The organism is Cognatiyoonia sp. IB215182 (assembly GCF_033963905.1).
Classification (GTDB): Bacteria; Pseudomonadota; Alphaproteobacteria; order Rhodobacterales; family Rhodobacteraceae; genus Yoonia.
In genome coordinates, this window is record NZ_JAXBMB010000007.1 from 55,577 (window position 1) to 68,643 (window position 13,067).

13 protein-coding genes are annotated in these 13,067 nt (G+C 59.4%); 6 read left to right on the top strand and 7 right to left on the bottom strand.

The genetic code is table 11. The features are described from left to right. Positions 1-50 precede the first annotated feature (50 nt). Positions 51-1,451, top strand: a complete 1,401-nt coding sequence (locus tag SLH47_RS15330; protein WP_320240462.1) for a helix-turn-helix domain-containing protein — start codon at positions 51-53, stop codon at positions 1,449-1,451. 86 nt (positions 1,452-1,537) lie between these two features. Continuing rightward, positions 1,538-1,990: a carbon monoxide dehydrogenase subunit G gene (locus SLH47_RS15335; protein ID WP_320240463.1), complete on the top strand. Its 453-nt coding sequence runs from the start codon at positions 1,538-1,540 to the stop codon at positions 1,988-1,990. Here the strand turns inward: SLH47_RS15335 and SLH47_RS15340 are convergent, their stop codons facing one another. The 5 genes from SLH47_RS15340 to betI all read right to left on the bottom strand — a co-directional run bounded on the left by SLH47_RS15340 (position 1,991) and on the right by betI (position 8,046). Then, complete coding sequence (locus SLH47_RS15340; protein WP_320240464.1) at positions 1,991-2,230, bottom strand: YdcH family protein; 240 nt, start codon at positions 2,228-2,230, stop codon at positions 1,991-1,993. A 585-nt stretch (positions 2,231-2,815) separates the two neighbouring features. After that, a complete protein-coding gene (betA, locus tag SLH47_RS15345) occupies positions 2,816-4,474 on the bottom strand; it encodes a choline dehydrogenase (protein ID WP_320240466.1) in 1,659 nt (552 codons plus the stop codon). Next, positions 4,475-5,926, bottom strand: coding sequence for a betaine-aldehyde dehydrogenase (gene betB, locus SLH47_RS15350; RefSeq protein WP_320240468.1), 1,452 nt, complete (start codon positions 5,924-5,926; stop codon positions 4,475-4,477). A 45-nt stretch (positions 5,927-5,971) separates the two neighbouring features. Then, positions 5,972-7,480 carry a choline-sulfatase gene (gene betC / locus SLH47_RS15355; protein WP_320240469.1) on the bottom strand — a complete coding sequence of 503 codons (1,509 nt, stop codon included), beginning with the start codon at positions 7,478-7,480 and terminating at the stop codon, positions 5,972-5,974. Continuing rightward, positions 7,477-8,046 carry a choline-responsive transcriptional repressor BetI gene (gene betI / locus SLH47_RS15360; protein WP_320240470.1) on the bottom strand — a complete coding sequence of 190 codons (570 nt, stop codon included), beginning with the start codon at positions 8,044-8,046 and terminating at the stop codon, positions 7,477-7,479. The genes betC and betI overlap by 4 nt, the downstream gene beginning before the upstream one ends. An 82-nt stretch (positions 8,047-8,128) precedes the next feature. Here betI and choX point away from each other — a divergent pair, with 82 nt between their 5' ends. After that, positions 8,129-9,055: a choline ABC transporter substrate-binding protein gene (gene choX / locus SLH47_RS15365; RefSeq protein WP_320240471.1), complete on the top strand. Its 927-nt coding sequence runs from the start codon at positions 8,129-8,131 to the stop codon at positions 9,053-9,055. A 37-nt stretch (positions 9,056-9,092) separates the two neighbouring features. On the opposite strand, the gene SLH47_RS15370 is transcribed toward choX, so the two are convergent. Then, positions 9,093-9,719: a glutathione S-transferase family protein gene (locus tag SLH47_RS15370; protein ID WP_320240472.1), complete on the bottom strand. Its 627-nt coding sequence runs from the start codon at positions 9,717-9,719 to the stop codon at positions 9,093-9,095. 50 nt (positions 9,720-9,769) lie between these two features. Here SLH47_RS15370 and choW point away from each other — a divergent pair, with 50 nt between their 5' ends. The 3 genes from choW to choV are packed head-to-tail and all read left to right on the top strand — an operon-like array spanning position 9,770 to position 12,023. After that, positions 9,770-10,603 carry a choline ABC transporter permease subunit gene (gene choW / locus SLH47_RS15375; RefSeq protein ID WP_320240473.1) on the top strand — a complete coding sequence of 278 codons (834 nt, stop codon included), beginning with the start codon at positions 9,770-9,772 and terminating at the stop codon, positions 10,601-10,603. Then, positions 10,603-11,010 carry a GFA family protein gene (locus SLH47_RS15380; RefSeq protein WP_320240982.1) on the top strand — a complete coding sequence of 136 codons (408 nt, stop codon included), beginning with the start codon at positions 10,603-10,605 and terminating at the stop codon, positions 11,008-11,010. Before choW ends, SLH47_RS15380 begins: the two co-directional genes overlap by 1 nt. Beyond that, positions 11,007-12,023 (top strand): choline ABC transporter ATP-binding protein, encoded by a 1,017-nt coding sequence (gene choV, locus SLH47_RS15385; protein ID WP_320240474.1) that lies wholly within the window; start codon positions 11,007-11,009, stop codon positions 12,021-12,023. The genes SLH47_RS15380 and choV overlap by 4 nt, the downstream gene beginning before the upstream one ends. 96 nt (positions 12,024-12,119) lie before the next feature. On the opposite strand, the gene SLH47_RS15390 is transcribed toward choV, so the two are convergent. After that, positions 12,120-13,022: a DMT family transporter gene (locus SLH47_RS15390; protein WP_320240475.1), complete on the bottom strand. Its 903-nt coding sequence runs from the start codon at positions 13,020-13,022 to the stop codon at positions 12,120-12,122. Between the last annotated feature and the right edge of the window lie 45 nt (positions 13,023-13,067).

A 13,067-nucleotide genomic window follows, 5' to 3' on the forward strand; every position in this document is an offset into this window, starting at 1 on the left:
CGCGCTTTGCAGCCGCTAAACCGACATAGCAAATCTGCAAAGAGATCATGATGCCTGTCCAGAAACTCTATGCCGGGGCCAAGTTGCGCGAGTTGCGCGGACGCCTTTCGCTGACGCAGAAGGACTTCGCCGGAAAGCTTGGCGTGTCCCTGCCCTATCTCAACCAGATGGAAAACAACAATCGCCCGGTCTCGACCGCGGTTGTTCTGGGCCTGGCGCAGGAATTCGGCTTTGACGTCACGGAATTGCAGTCGGGGGATGAGGCACGCTTGGTCGGCGATATGCGCGAGGCGCTGGCGGACCCTGTCTTTGCGGGGGACGCCCCTGCCCTCGCGGATTTGCGTCTGACGGCTGCCAATGCCCCCGCGCTCGCACGCGCCTTTCTGGACCTGCATGCGGCCTACCGGCAGACCCATGAAAGGCTCGCCTCACTGGATGAGGCATTGGGCCGCGAGGATGCGCGGCTGCAGCCCAGCCCATGGGAAGAGGTGCGCGACTTCTTCCATTATTGCGACAATTACATCGACGCGGTAGATCGCAGCGCCGAACGCTTTGCCGCCAGCCGCCAGCCCGGCGAGACAATGGCCGAAGCCGCCCTGCGCGCGCTGGATGCGGCGGGGATCAAGGTGGTGTTTTCCAACATCGACACGATCCGCCGCTTTGATCCGGAGACACGCACACTTGCCATGTCACAACGCAGCAACAAGGCGACACAAACCTTTCAGTTGCTGCTGCAACTGGCGCTGGAGACGCAAGGCAAGCTGCTGGACGCAACACTGGACCTCGCGCGCTTTCAGTCGGATGCCGCGCGTGATGTGGCCAAGGTGGGGCTGGCCAATTACTTTGCCGGTGCCGCCCTGATGCCCTACGCCGCCTTTCTGGAGGCCGCGCGAAACACGCGGCACGATCTGGAGGTGCTCGCCACGCAATTCGGAGCATCGCTGGAACAGGTGGCCCACCGGCTGTCCACATTGCAGCGCCCGGGCGCGAAGGGCATACCGTTCTTTTTTGTGCGGGTGGATCAGGCAGGTACGATCACCAAACGACACTCCGCCACCACATTGCAATTCGCGCGCTACGGGGGCGCCTGCCCGTTGTGGAACGTCCATCAGGCCTTTGAAGTACCCAGCCAGTTCCTGCGGCAACTGGCGGAAACACCGGACGGCGTGCGCTATTTCTGCCTCGCCCGCGATGTCAGCAAATCCGGCGGCGCCTACGACACACCCACCCGGCGCTACGCGATTGGGCTGGGCTGTGAGGTGAAACATGCCCACGCGCTAGTCTATGCAGACCACATGGATATCAGCGCCGCGCAAGCCTATGCGCCCATCGGGATTTCCTGCCGCATATGCGAACGGCGCAATTGCCACCAGCGGTCGGTTCCGCCGCTTGAGCGGAACTTGCGAGTCGATCCCAATCAGCGTGGCACGCTGCCCTATCAGCTGGACTAACGCGCTATCGACCAACAGCCGCAGAATCTCATTGCTATTCAAGGATTTGGCACCGAATATCTGACAAAAGCAGTGGAGAGCAGGTTATGGAATTGGCAGGCACTAGGGTGATCGCCGCAGATATCGAAACGGTTTGGGCGCATCTGAACAATCCTGAGACACTGCATGCCTCTATTCCCGGCTGTCAGGAGTTGACAGGCTCCCCCGAAGAAGGCTTTGCCGCTGTTGTCAAACAGAAGGTGGGGCCCGTCTCTGCGGCGTTTAAAGGTGAGGTGACGCTGGAAAACGTCGTGCCCCTGCAAAGCTACACCATCACCGGTGAGGGCAAGGGTGGTGTCGCGGGCTTTGCCAAAGGCAGCGCGGATGTGCGCCTTGCTACCGTGTCAGAGGGGACCGAGTTGACCTATCACGTTGACGCAAAAGTCGGTGGCAAGCTCGCCCAGCTTGGCAACAGGATCATTGGGGGCTTTGCCCGCAAGATGGCCGATCAGTTCTTTGAAAGGTTTCAGGCCACCGTCGAGGGCAAAGACAAGACCTGATCACGCGTCGCGGAGGATCACAGCGATTTTGTCCTTCAGTGCCATCCGCTCTTTGCGCATTTCAGACATGTGCAGATCATCCGTCGGCTCCACATTTGTCTCAGCCCGGTGAATTGCGCGGTTTATCGAATGGTATTCATCAAACATCCGCGCGAAATGGGCATCTTCACCTTTCAGCCGATGCATCACATCAGTTTTATCCGGAAACTCTTCCATAAGCTCGTGGGGGGTGTGTGACATCTACGGCGTCCTCTGCTGTCGTTTCTTTGTTGTTTGGCCGATCGATATGCAGTGTTGTCTGATCAATCGCCGCGAGCAGACTGACGACTTTGCTGCGCGCGTTGGTGTTGGCGCGCTTCAGCCTGTACAACTGCAATTCACCGGCCTGTACATCCGTGGCCATTGACAACGCAGCACTGGCTTGATGCCAATCCATCAACAACCGCTCAAACGCTGCATCAATTGTCGCCAGCTCCAAATCAGACTCACAGTCCCGCGCGGGATCATCAAACAAACTCATACCGATATACCTTGAACTAACATCATGTCGTTACCACCGCTCTTCGTTCGTGCAATTGATCTGCGTCAAGCGAAAGGATTTCTTTTCGCAACCCGCATGCACTTGAAGTTGCAACACAAATTTCAACTCGCTCGGACGCTTGCGCATAGGTCATCTGTACTGCCCGGTAGCGCTGCAACGTGATGCAGGTTGACCAGAAGAAGTGGCAAGAATGCAATAAATGAACAGCATGGACATCAGTGTCATGCGCGTTCATGGCGCGATCAAGGCGTTCCGTTAAGTAAGCTTAACAAAGGCTTGATGCGCTAGCGTTGGGTGGTCTTCCAATCGGGATGAATCCAGGGGGCGTCGTTGACAGGCGGCAGCGGATGACGCTGCAGGATATGATCCGCCACCTTCTCACCTACCATAATTGAGGGCGCGTTCAGATTGCCGTTCGTGATGCGTGGAAAAATCGAGCTGTCGGCGACGCGCAGCCTGTTGACGCCAATCACCCGCGCCTGCGGGTCCACGACCGCCATCGGGTCACTTTCCGCGCCCATCTTGCAGGTGCCACAGGGGTGATAGGCGCTTTCCACGTGCGAACGAATAAAATCATCAAGCTCATCATCTGTTTGCGCTGCATCGCCGGGCTGGATCTCGTGCCCGCGGAAAGGTTCAAATGCCGCTTGTGCAAAAATCTCGCGCGTCAGGCGAATACAGGTGCGGAAATCTTCCCAATCCTGGGGGTCCGACATGTAGTTGAACTGAATATGCGGGTGGTCGTTCGGATCGGCTGAGGCGAGGCTCACCTGCCCCCGCGAGGCAGAACGCATCGGGCCGACATGCGCTTGAAACCCGTGGCCCTCAGGCGCGACCTTGCCATCATAGCTGACCGCAATCGGCAGGAAATGAAACTGGATATCAGGGTAGTCGACGCCAGCGCGGGACCGGATGAACCCGGCACTCTCAAACTGGTTTGAGCTGCCTAGACCGGTTTTCCACAGCAGCCACTCCGCCCCGATCCGCGCCTTCCCGCGCAAATTCCAATGGGAAAACAGCGTGACGGGTTTGGTCGCCGCCTGCTGGATATAGAGTTCCAGGTGATCCTGCAGGTTCTGACCGACACCGGGGCGGTCCGCGATGGGGGTAATGCCATGCTCATGCAGATGCGCCGCGGGCCCGACCCCGGACAGCATAAGCAGTTTGGGTGAGTTGATGGAGGAGGCTGCAACAATCACCTCATTGTTGGCCGCGACCACTTCAACCTTGCCGCCCTTGCTGATTTCAACGCCCGTCGCCCGGCCCTCTTCGATCACGACCTTGCGCGCAAAGGCCCGCACCAGCGCGCAATTGGGGCGTTTCAGCGCGGGGCGAAGATAGGCGTTGGCTGCCGACCAGCGCCGCCCCTTATAGATCGTTGCGTCAAAGGGACCGAAGCCTTCCTGCTGTTCGCCGTTATAGTCGCCGGTGACCGGATAGCCTGCCTGGCGGCCTGCCTCGACAAACGCGCGGGTCAGGGGATTGGTGCGCGGGCCACGCGTGACATGCAAAGGGCCGCTTTGCCCGCGCCAGGCCGGGTCGCCGCCATGCCCACCATCATGCCAGGTTTCCATGCGTTTGAAGTAGGGCAGGACATCCGCATAGGACCAGCCTTGCGCACCCGTTTCCGCCCAGTGGTCAAAGTCGCGGGCATGGCCGCGCACATAGATCATCCCGTTGATTGACGATGACCCACCAATCACCTTGCCGCGCGGCGTGACAAGCCGCCGTCCGTCCAAATGCGGCTCCGGCTCGGTCTTCATCCCCCAGTCGTACCGTTTCATATTCATCGGATATGAGAGCGCGGCGGGCATTTGAATGATGGGACCACGGTCACTGCCGCCATGTTCGATCATCAGAACCTGCTTGCCCGCCTCCGCCAAGCGGTAGGCGATGGCGCAACCGGCCGAGCCCGCGCCGACAATCACATAATCAGCCCGCATTCAGAACGGCGCCTCGACATCGCCCATGGCGACATAGACGCCTTTGAGCTGGCTGTAATGCTCAATGGCGGCCTTGGAGTTCTCGCGCCCGACGCCGGAGAGTTTCGACCCGCCAAAGGGTGCCTCAACCGGGGCCAGATTATAGGTGTTGATATAGCAGGTGCCCGCCTCGAACCCGGCGACCATGCGATGGGCGCGGGTCAGGTCGGATGTGAAAACGCCCGCTGCAAGGCCGAATTCGGTCGCGTTGGCGCGGGCCAGCACCTCTTCTTCGGTCTTGAAGTCGAGAACCGACATGACAGGGCCGAAAATCTCATCCCGCGCGATGGTCATATCGTCGGTCACGTCGGCAAACACGGTGGGTTCCAGAAAGAACCCGTCGCGGTCAACGCGGTTGCCGCCGGTGACCAGTGTAGCACCTTCCGCGACGCCTTTGGCAATGAACCCCTCAACGATGTCACGTTGACGTTCAGAGACCATCGGGCCGAAATTCACCTCCGGGTCCTGCGGATCACCCATTTTGACCTGCGCCAGCCGCTCGGTCATTCGGGCGAGAAAGGCATCCTTGATCCCGCCCTGCACAAAGACACGGGTGCCGTTGGAACAGACCTGACCGGAGGAATAGAAATTGCCCAGGATCGCGCCGGAAACCGCGTTTTCCAGATCGGCATCGTCGAAGATGACAAGGGGTGATTTGCCGCCGAGTTCCATGGTCACATGCCGAATGCCTTCAGCGGCGGCGGCGTAGACCTTGCGACCGGTCGGGACGGAACCGGTGAGGGACACCTTATCAACGCGGGGATCGCTGATCAGCGATGCGCCGACTGAGCCGTAACCCTGAATGACGTTGTAGACACCCGGCGGTGCACCTGCCTCGTGCAGGATCTCAGCCACTTTCAAAGCGCAGAGCGGTGTGGTCTCGGACGGTTTGAACACCATAGCATTGCCGCAGGCCAAGGCGGGGGCGCCTTTCCAGCAGGCGATCTGGGTCGGATAGTTCCAGGCGCCGATGCCGACGCAAACACCAAGTGGCTCACGCCGCGTATAGACGAAATCATCGCCCAACTGGATATGCTCGCCCGTCAGCGAGCCAGCCAAACCCCCGAAGTATTCCAGCGCGTCAGCACCAGAGGTCGCATCGGCCACGCTCGTCTCCTGATAAGGTTTGCCGGTGTCATAGGTTTCCAGCACCGACAGGTCGTGGTTCCGTTCCCGCATGATCTCGGCCGCGCGGCGCAGAACCCGTCCCCTCTCTGTCCCGGTCCAACCTGCCCATTCCTTTTGCGCACGCTTTGCAGCAGCCAGTGCCTTTTCAATGATGACCGGGGTGGCGGCGTGCAGCGTGGCGATCACCGCGCCGGTAGCGGGATAGATCACCTCGATGAGGTCGCCGTCTTTGTCTTCGACATAAGCGCCATCGATAAAATGGCTGGCGGTGGGCTGTGTGTTCATCGGTCAGATGCCTCCGGCGGGAGTATTTTTGGCGAGATGATAAGGTTATTCACCACGGGGAAAGCGCTGGTTTTCTTCAAGGATATTGAGGTCCATGTGGTTGCGCATATACCGCTCGGACGCTTTTTGAAGCGGTTGATAATCCCAGGGGTAGTAGCTGCCATTGCGCAGCGCCTCATAGACGACCCAGCGGCAGGCTTGGGAGTGCCGGACATCGGCATCGAACTTGTCGAGATCCCAGCGCGCCTCGGATTTGGCCCGGAGTTGGGTGAGCGTGCCCCGATGCGCGGGAACCTCCGCCAGATTGGTCAGTTCATGCGGGTCGGCCTCAAGATCGAAGAGCTGATCGGGGTCGAGCGCGCAGCGATTGTATTTCCACTTTCCATAGCGCAGCGAAACAAGCGGGGCGTAAGACCCCTCGGCGGCATACTCCATCGCGACAGGCGTGTCGCGCGAACTGCCCTGCCCCAAATGAACAAGGCTTTCGCCATCGGTCCAGGGCATGACCTCGGCCATGTCCACGCCAGCCAATTCACAGAGCGTTGGTGTGACGTCGATGGTGCTGACGGGTGTAGTGCTCAGACCGGGAGCCATACCGGGCGCTGCAATCATTAGCGGAACGCGCGAGGACCCTTCAAAGAACGACATCTTGAACCACAAACCACGCTCACCCAGCATGTCGCCATGGTCAGAGACAAAGAGGATCACTGCCTCCTGCCGCGTGTTTTCGAGCGTCTGCAGAACCTCTCCGATTTTGTCGTCAAGGTACGAAATATTGGCGAAGTATGCCCGGCGAGCGCGCTGGATATCCTCATTGGTGATGTTGAAATTGTCGCGGTCATTCGCGTCCAGAATGCGTTTGGAATGGGCGTCCTGATCCGCGTAGGGAATTGGGCCGACCTCCGGCATGAGGTGTTCGCAGTCTTCGTAGAGTTCCCAGTATTTCTTGCGTGCCACATACGGGTCGTGCGGATGGGTGAAGCTGACCGTCAGACACCACGGGCGGTCGTCATGACCGCGTGACAAGTCATAGAGCTTGCGCGTCGCGTGATAGGCGACCTCGTCGTCATATTCCATCTGATTGGTGATCTCGGCGACGCCCGCACCGGTCACCGAACCCATATTGTGATACCACCAGTCGATCCGTTCGCCCGGTTTGCGGTAATCGGGGGTCCAACCGAAATCGGCGGGGTAGATATCTGTCGTCAGGCGCTCCTCAAACCCGTGGAGCTGATCGGGGCCCACGAAATGCATTTTGCCCGAGAGACAAGTGTGATAGCCCGCGCGGCGGAGATGATGAGCATAGGTCGGGACGGAGGAGCCGAACTCGGCAGCGTTGTCATAAACGCCCGTGCGCGATGGCAGTTGACCGGACATGAAAGACGCCCGGCCCGGCGCGCAAAGGGGCGACGCTGTGTAAGTGTTCGCAAAGCGCGTGGAGCGTGCGGCCAGTGCCTTGAGGTTCGGCGCATGCAGCCACTCTGCCGGGCCATCGGGGAACAATGTGCCATTGAGCTGATCAACCATGATGATCAGGATATTCGGCTTAATCATGCAGCGCCCTCTGTCAGAATTGTTAGTAGTTTCAGCGCCTTCCCTTGTGCGTCGGCATCCGGGGCGGCCAAGGCCGCGCGGATGTAAAAGCCATCTATCAGGGCGGCGAGCATGTCGGCCGCCTCTTCCGGATTGGCCGAGATCAGGCGCAGTGCATGGGTCAGATTGCTGCGCAACCGTCGCTGATAGAGGCGCAAAAGGCGCAGTGCATCCGAGCTGGTCTGTGCCTGAACATAGAATGTCATCCACGCGCTGACAGTTGCGGGATCAAAACAGGACGGCGCGAAATTAGCTGCGATAATCGCGCGCGCACGTGCTGCGGGATCGGGGGCGGCCTTGAGCGCGGCAACCACCTCTGCACCGTAGTCCCGCAGGATCTGGCGCATCGCCGCTTCGAAAATCTGCTCCTTGCCGCCGAAATAGTGATGCGCCAGCGCCGAGGACATGCCCGCTCGTTTTGCGATCTTGCTCACCGTCACATCGAGCGTGCCCGCCGCCCCGATCTCATCAATCGTGGCTTTCACTAGAGCGGCGCGGCGGATAGGTTCCATCCCAAGCTTTGGCATTTTCTCCTCATGGGTGGTTGCCACAGCAGATAAATCGTTCTTTATTGACTCGTCAATCAAGAAAAACTGGGAGAGTACATTCATGTTGAAAACCACGATATCCACGCTGGCGATCTGCGCGGCATTGCCTGCCTTGGCCGATTGCGACACGGTCACATTCTCTGACGTTGGCTGGACGGACATCACCGCGACAACCGCAGCCACTTCCACCGTGCTGGAAGCGCTTGGATATGAGACGGACATCAAGGTGTTGTCCGTCCCCGTGACCTATATCAGCCTGGCCGAGGGCGATGTGGACGTGTTCCTGGGCAACTGGATGCCAACGATGGAGGGAGACATCGTCGCCTATCGTGAGGCGGGTACGGTCGACACAGTCCGCGCCAATCTGGAAGGCGCCAAGTACACGCTCGCCGTCAATAGCGTGGCCGCCGACATGGGTATTGCTGATTTCGCCGATCTCGCCGCGAATGCGAATGCGCTGGATGGCAAGATTTATGGCATCGAGCCCGGCAATGACGGTAACCGGCTGATCATGGACATGATCGCGGACAATGCGTTTGGCCTTGGGGATGCGGATTTCGAAGTGGTTGAAAGCTCCGAACAGGGGATGCTGGCGCAGGTCGATCGCGCCTCTGGCCGGGATGAGCCGATCGTGTTCCTCGGCTGGGAGCCGCATCCGATGAATGCCAATTTCGAGATGTCCTATCTGACCGGCGGTGACGATTGGTTTGGCCCGAATCTGGGCGGCGCGACCGTGTTCACCAACACCACAGCCGGGTTCGTTGACGCCTGTCCAAATGTCGGCAAGCTCCTTACCAATCTGGAATTCTCGCTCGCCATGGAGAATGAGATCATGGGCGCGATCCTGAATGACGGAGAAGACCCTGCGGATGCCGCCAGCGCCTGGCTTGCCGCAAACCCCGATGCGTTCATGGCGTGGCTCGACGGGGTGACAACCAAGGATGGCGGCGATGCGGTGGCGGCTGTCAAAGCCTCACTCGGCATGTAACCCATTGCTCTACCGGCAAAACATGCGGCGGGGCCTGTTATCCGGCCCCGTCCTGCGGCATCAACGCGTTATCCTTTTCGGTGGCGCGCTGCTTGGCCGGGCGCGTATCCAGACGGGCCGCGTAGTCGGCGAAACCGGGCCGTGCCTCCATCGTGCCAAAGGCCAAGCCCCAGCCAATCTGCGACCCCACATAGACATCAGCAGCCGAAAACGTGTCGCCCAGAACGAAACTGCGCCCATCAGCAAGCAATCCTTCCAAAGCATCCAATACGCGGGTCAGTGCGCCATATCCCACGGTCGCTTCTTTCTCGGTCGGCAGCGAGAAACCCATCGCCGCATTCGTCACCGCAGCCTCCACAGGGCCTGCACCAAAGAACAGCCAGCGATAATAGGCGCCGCGCTGATCCAGCGGTGGCGCAAGCCCGGCATCCGGAAATGCGTCGGCCAGATAGGCGCAGATCGCCGCACATTCCGTCACGATCTGGTCCCGATGCGTGATCGCGGGCACCTTTCCCATAGGGTTGATCGCCAGATAGTCCGGTGCCTTCATGGTGGTGGCAAAGTCCAGCACCACCGTCTCATACGTGCACCCCACCTCCTCCAGCATCCAGCGCACGATCCGCCCGCGCGACATCGGGTTGGTGTAAAACGTCAGATCGGCCATGGCCGTCGCCCCCTTTGCAATTTTCAAGGCATTACAATGAAAGCATATCCATGGATTGGCTGACCGAGAACAAGATTCCCATCGGTGACTGGGCCGAAATCGGCTTTGACTGGATGAACGACAATCTGGCGTTCTTTTTCGATTGGCTGTCGGATGCGATGGAAGCGCTGATTGACGGCATTCTTTGGGTCCTCGAAACGCCGCATCCGCTGATTGTGATCGCGGGATTTGCAGCGCTTACCTGGGCGCTGCAACGCAGTTGGAAAACCCCGCTTTTCGTCGTGATCGGCTTTCTGTTCATCCTCAATCAGGATTACTGGGAAGAGACGATGCAATCGCTCACGCTTGTCCTGTCGGCCTGCGTGGTCTGCATGGGGATCGGCGTGCCCATCGGCATTGCCGCCGCCCATCGGCCCCGGCTTTATCGCGCGATGGTGCCGGTGCTGGATCTGATGCAGACGCTGCCGACCTTTGTCTATCTCATCCCGGCCATCGTGTTTTTCGGCATCGGCATGGTGCCGGGCCTGATCGCCACGGTGATCTTTGTGCTGCCAGCGCCGATCCGGCTGACCCATCTCGGCATCTCATCCACGCCAAAGGCATTGCTGGAAGCGGCAGAGGCCTTTGGGGCCACGAAAACGCAGGTCCTGTTCAAGGTCGAGTTACCCTCTGCCTGGCCACAGATCATGACGGGGCTCAATCAGACCATCATGCTATCGCTTTCGATGGTCGTAATCGCGGCCCTTGTTGGCGCGAGCGGGCTTGGCGTTCCGGTGATCCGCGCGCTGAATACCGTGAACACGTCGCTGGGCTTTGAAAGCGGCTTCGTCATCGTTGTCGTGGCCATCATGCTCGACCGGATGCTGCGGGTGAAACAGAAATGATCAAGGGAAGCTGTCATTGTGGTGCCGTGCAATTCACGGTGAGGCTGAGCGACGGGATCAACACCGCATCGCGCTGCGATTGTTCATTCTGCGCCAAACGTGGTGCGGTTGCCGTGACCGCGCCCAAGGATGGGATCACCTATACCGCCGGGCAGGAACATCTCACGCTCTATCAATTCAATACCGGTGTGGCGAAACACTACTTTTGCAAGATCTGCGGCATCTACACCCATCACAACCGTCGCTCAAACCCCGATGAGATCGGGGTGAACCTGGCCTGTCTGGAGGGGCAGACACCTTATCTGCCAGAAATTCCGGTGCATGATGGGCAAAACCACCCTTCCGATGTCGGTGAAGAGCAACTTGCCGGCACTTTACGGTTCGCGGCACAGGAAAGATCGTCATGAACGCGGTTGAATTTGACAACGTTTCCATCGTTTTCGGCAGCAGACCTCAAACTGCCCTTCCCCTGATGGATGAGGGGCAGGAGCGGCCAGAGATCAAGGAACAGACCGGCCAGATCCTCGGCGTGCACAATTGTTCGCTGAACGTTGAGGTCGGCGAAATCCTTGTGCTGATGGGCCTCTCCGGTTCCGGCAAATCCACCCTGTTGCGGGCGGTGAACGGGCTGAACCCTGTCATCCGAGGCGAAGTGCGCATTCACGATGGCAACTGGACCTGCGCTGTCGGCAAGGCCTCGGCTAACGATCTGCGGCGGGTGCGGCGCGAATGTGTGTCGATGGTGTTCCAGCAATTTGGTCTACTGCCATGGCGCAGCGTGCGCGACAATGTTGGCCTCGGTCTGGAATTGGCAGGCGTTGGCAGGGCCGAGCGCCTGAAACGGGTCGATCATGAGCTTGAGATGGTGGGGCTCGCGGATCGCGCCGATGCGCTTGTGGGCGAGCTTTCCGGCGGGATGCAACAGCGCGTGGGCCTCGCGCGGGCCTTTGCCACCGATGCGCCGATCCTGTTGATGGACGAACCCTTTTCTGCGCTCGACCCTCTGATCCGCACAAGACTGCAGGACGAATTGCTCGATCAGCAAAAAGAGCGGAACAAGACGATTATATTCGTGAGCCACGATCTGGATGAAGCATTCAAGATCGGCAATCGCATCGCCATCATGGAGGGCGGACGGATCGTGCAATGCGGCACCCCGCGCGAGATTTTCACTGATCCGGCCAATAATTATGTCGCTGATTTCGTGGCCCATATGAACCCACTGGGTGTGCTTACGGCGCGTGATGTGATGACAGAAGGAACCGGCGAGGGCCCCGCCATTGACGTTGAGACACCGGTTCAGGACATCATGCACCAAATCGATGGTGCAGCCCTGCAAGTTGTTGAAAACGGACAGCCCGTTGGCCAGATCACGCAAAGCTCACTTCTTGCGCGGCTATCTCCGCCGATCCCCAAATAAGACAGCATCCGGAGCGAGCAGCCAATTTCTCGCCGAGAAATTGGGCCCAGACTTTCTGCGAAAGTCTGCTTGCGCTTCACGGCGAAGGTAGCGCGGTCAGACCTTCGTCGCCGACACTGGCGGCGTAACGGCACGTCGGGCCACAGCCTCACGCCACGTTATGAAGCTCACCGATCCCATGATCACCGCGCCGCCAAAGATCACCCAACCGTCCACGGCCTCACCAAAGACCAGCGCACCCAAGAGCACGGCCCAGACGAGTTGCAGAAACGTCACCGGTTGCGTGACCGTCAGGGGTGCTGCGGCAAAGGCGAGCGTCATCGAATAGTGGCCCGCTGTGGCAAAACAGGCGACGAGGAAGAGCCATCCAAGGTCTTGCCAACTCGGTGTCACCCACACGGCTAAAGCAAAGGGCGCCAAACCGATGGTCACCGTGATCGACAACATCCCCACCACGACGGCGGCAGACACCTCCCCAGAAAGCTGCTTCGCAATCAGATACCCAGCCGCAAAGCAGATCGCCGTGCCCAGCATCGCGATGTGTCCGGGCTCGATTGCTTTCACGCCGGGCCTCAGGATAATCATCGCGCCGATCAGTGCCAGGATCACCGCTGCCAATCGCCGGGGCGGCAGACGCTCCCCCATGAACAGGGCCGCACCAAGTGAGACATAGACGGGTGAGAGATAGTTCATCGCCGTCACCTCGGCGATGGGAATGCGGGCCATGGCGTAGAACCACAGGATCACCGCAATCGTATGGACAAGGCCGCGCCAACCAAAAAGCTTGACCTGCCGCTTTGTCAGCCGCGCCGCAAGGATCGGTTTGATCATCGGGATCAGGAATACGAGCCCCAGCACGTAACGCAGAAATGCGGCCTGTGCGGCGGGCACATCGTCGCCCACATGTTTCACAATTGCCGTGACGCCGACAAAGTTGAACCCTGTCACGATCATCCAGAAGATGCCAACGATGGGCCGCGCTGTTTTAGGTGTTTCCATGCTCAATCCGTCGCACCTTGCCCCGCCAAAGGCCAGCCCTGAAAT

What these genes read in the sequence shown, in the direction of transcription:
- betA (WP_320240466.1), bottom strand. Translation starts at nt 4,474, where the DNA reads ATGCGGGCTGATTATGTGATTGTCGGCGCGGGCTCGGCCGGTTGCGCC.
- betB (WP_320240468.1), bottom strand. Translation starts at nt 5,926, where the DNA reads ATGAACACACAGCCCACCGCCAGCCATTTTATCGATGGCGCTTATGTC.
- SLH47_RS15340 (WP_320240464.1), bottom strand. Translation starts at nt 2,230, where the DNA reads ATGTCACACACCCCCCACGAGCTTATGGAAGAGTTTCCGGATAAAACT.
- choX (WP_320240471.1), top strand. Translation starts at nt 8,129, where the DNA reads ATGTTGAAAACCACGATATCCACGCTGGCGATCTGCGCGGCATTGCCT.
- SLH47_RS15390 (WP_320240475.1), bottom strand. Translation starts at nt 13,022, where the DNA reads ATGGAAACACCTAAAACAGCGCGGCCCATCGTTGGCATCTTCTGGATG.
- betC (WP_320240469.1), bottom strand. Translation starts at nt 7,480, where the DNA reads ATGATTAAGCCGAATATCCTGATCATCATGGTTGATCAGCTCAATGGC.
- SLH47_RS15335 (WP_320240463.1), top strand. Translation starts at nt 1,538, where the DNA reads ATGGAATTGGCAGGCACTAGGGTGATCGCCGCAGATATCGAAACGGTT.
- SLH47_RS15330 (WP_320240462.1), top strand. Translation starts at nt 51, where the DNA reads ATGCCTGTCCAGAAACTCTATGCCGGGGCCAAGTTGCGCGAGTTGCGC.
- betI (WP_320240470.1), bottom strand. Translation starts at nt 8,046, where the DNA reads ATGCCAAAGCTTGGGATGGAACCTATCCGCCGCGCCGCTCTAGTGAAA.
- choW (WP_320240473.1), top strand. Translation starts at nt 9,770, where the DNA reads ATGGATTGGCTGACCGAGAACAAGATTCCCATCGGTGACTGGGCCGAA.
- SLH47_RS15370 (WP_320240472.1), bottom strand. Translation starts at nt 9,719, where the DNA reads ATGGCCGATCTGACGTTTTACACCAACCCGATGTCGCGCGGGCGGATC.
- choV (WP_320240474.1), top strand. Translation starts at nt 11,007, where the DNA reads ATGAACGCGGTTGAATTTGACAACGTTTCCATCGTTTTCGGCAGCAGA.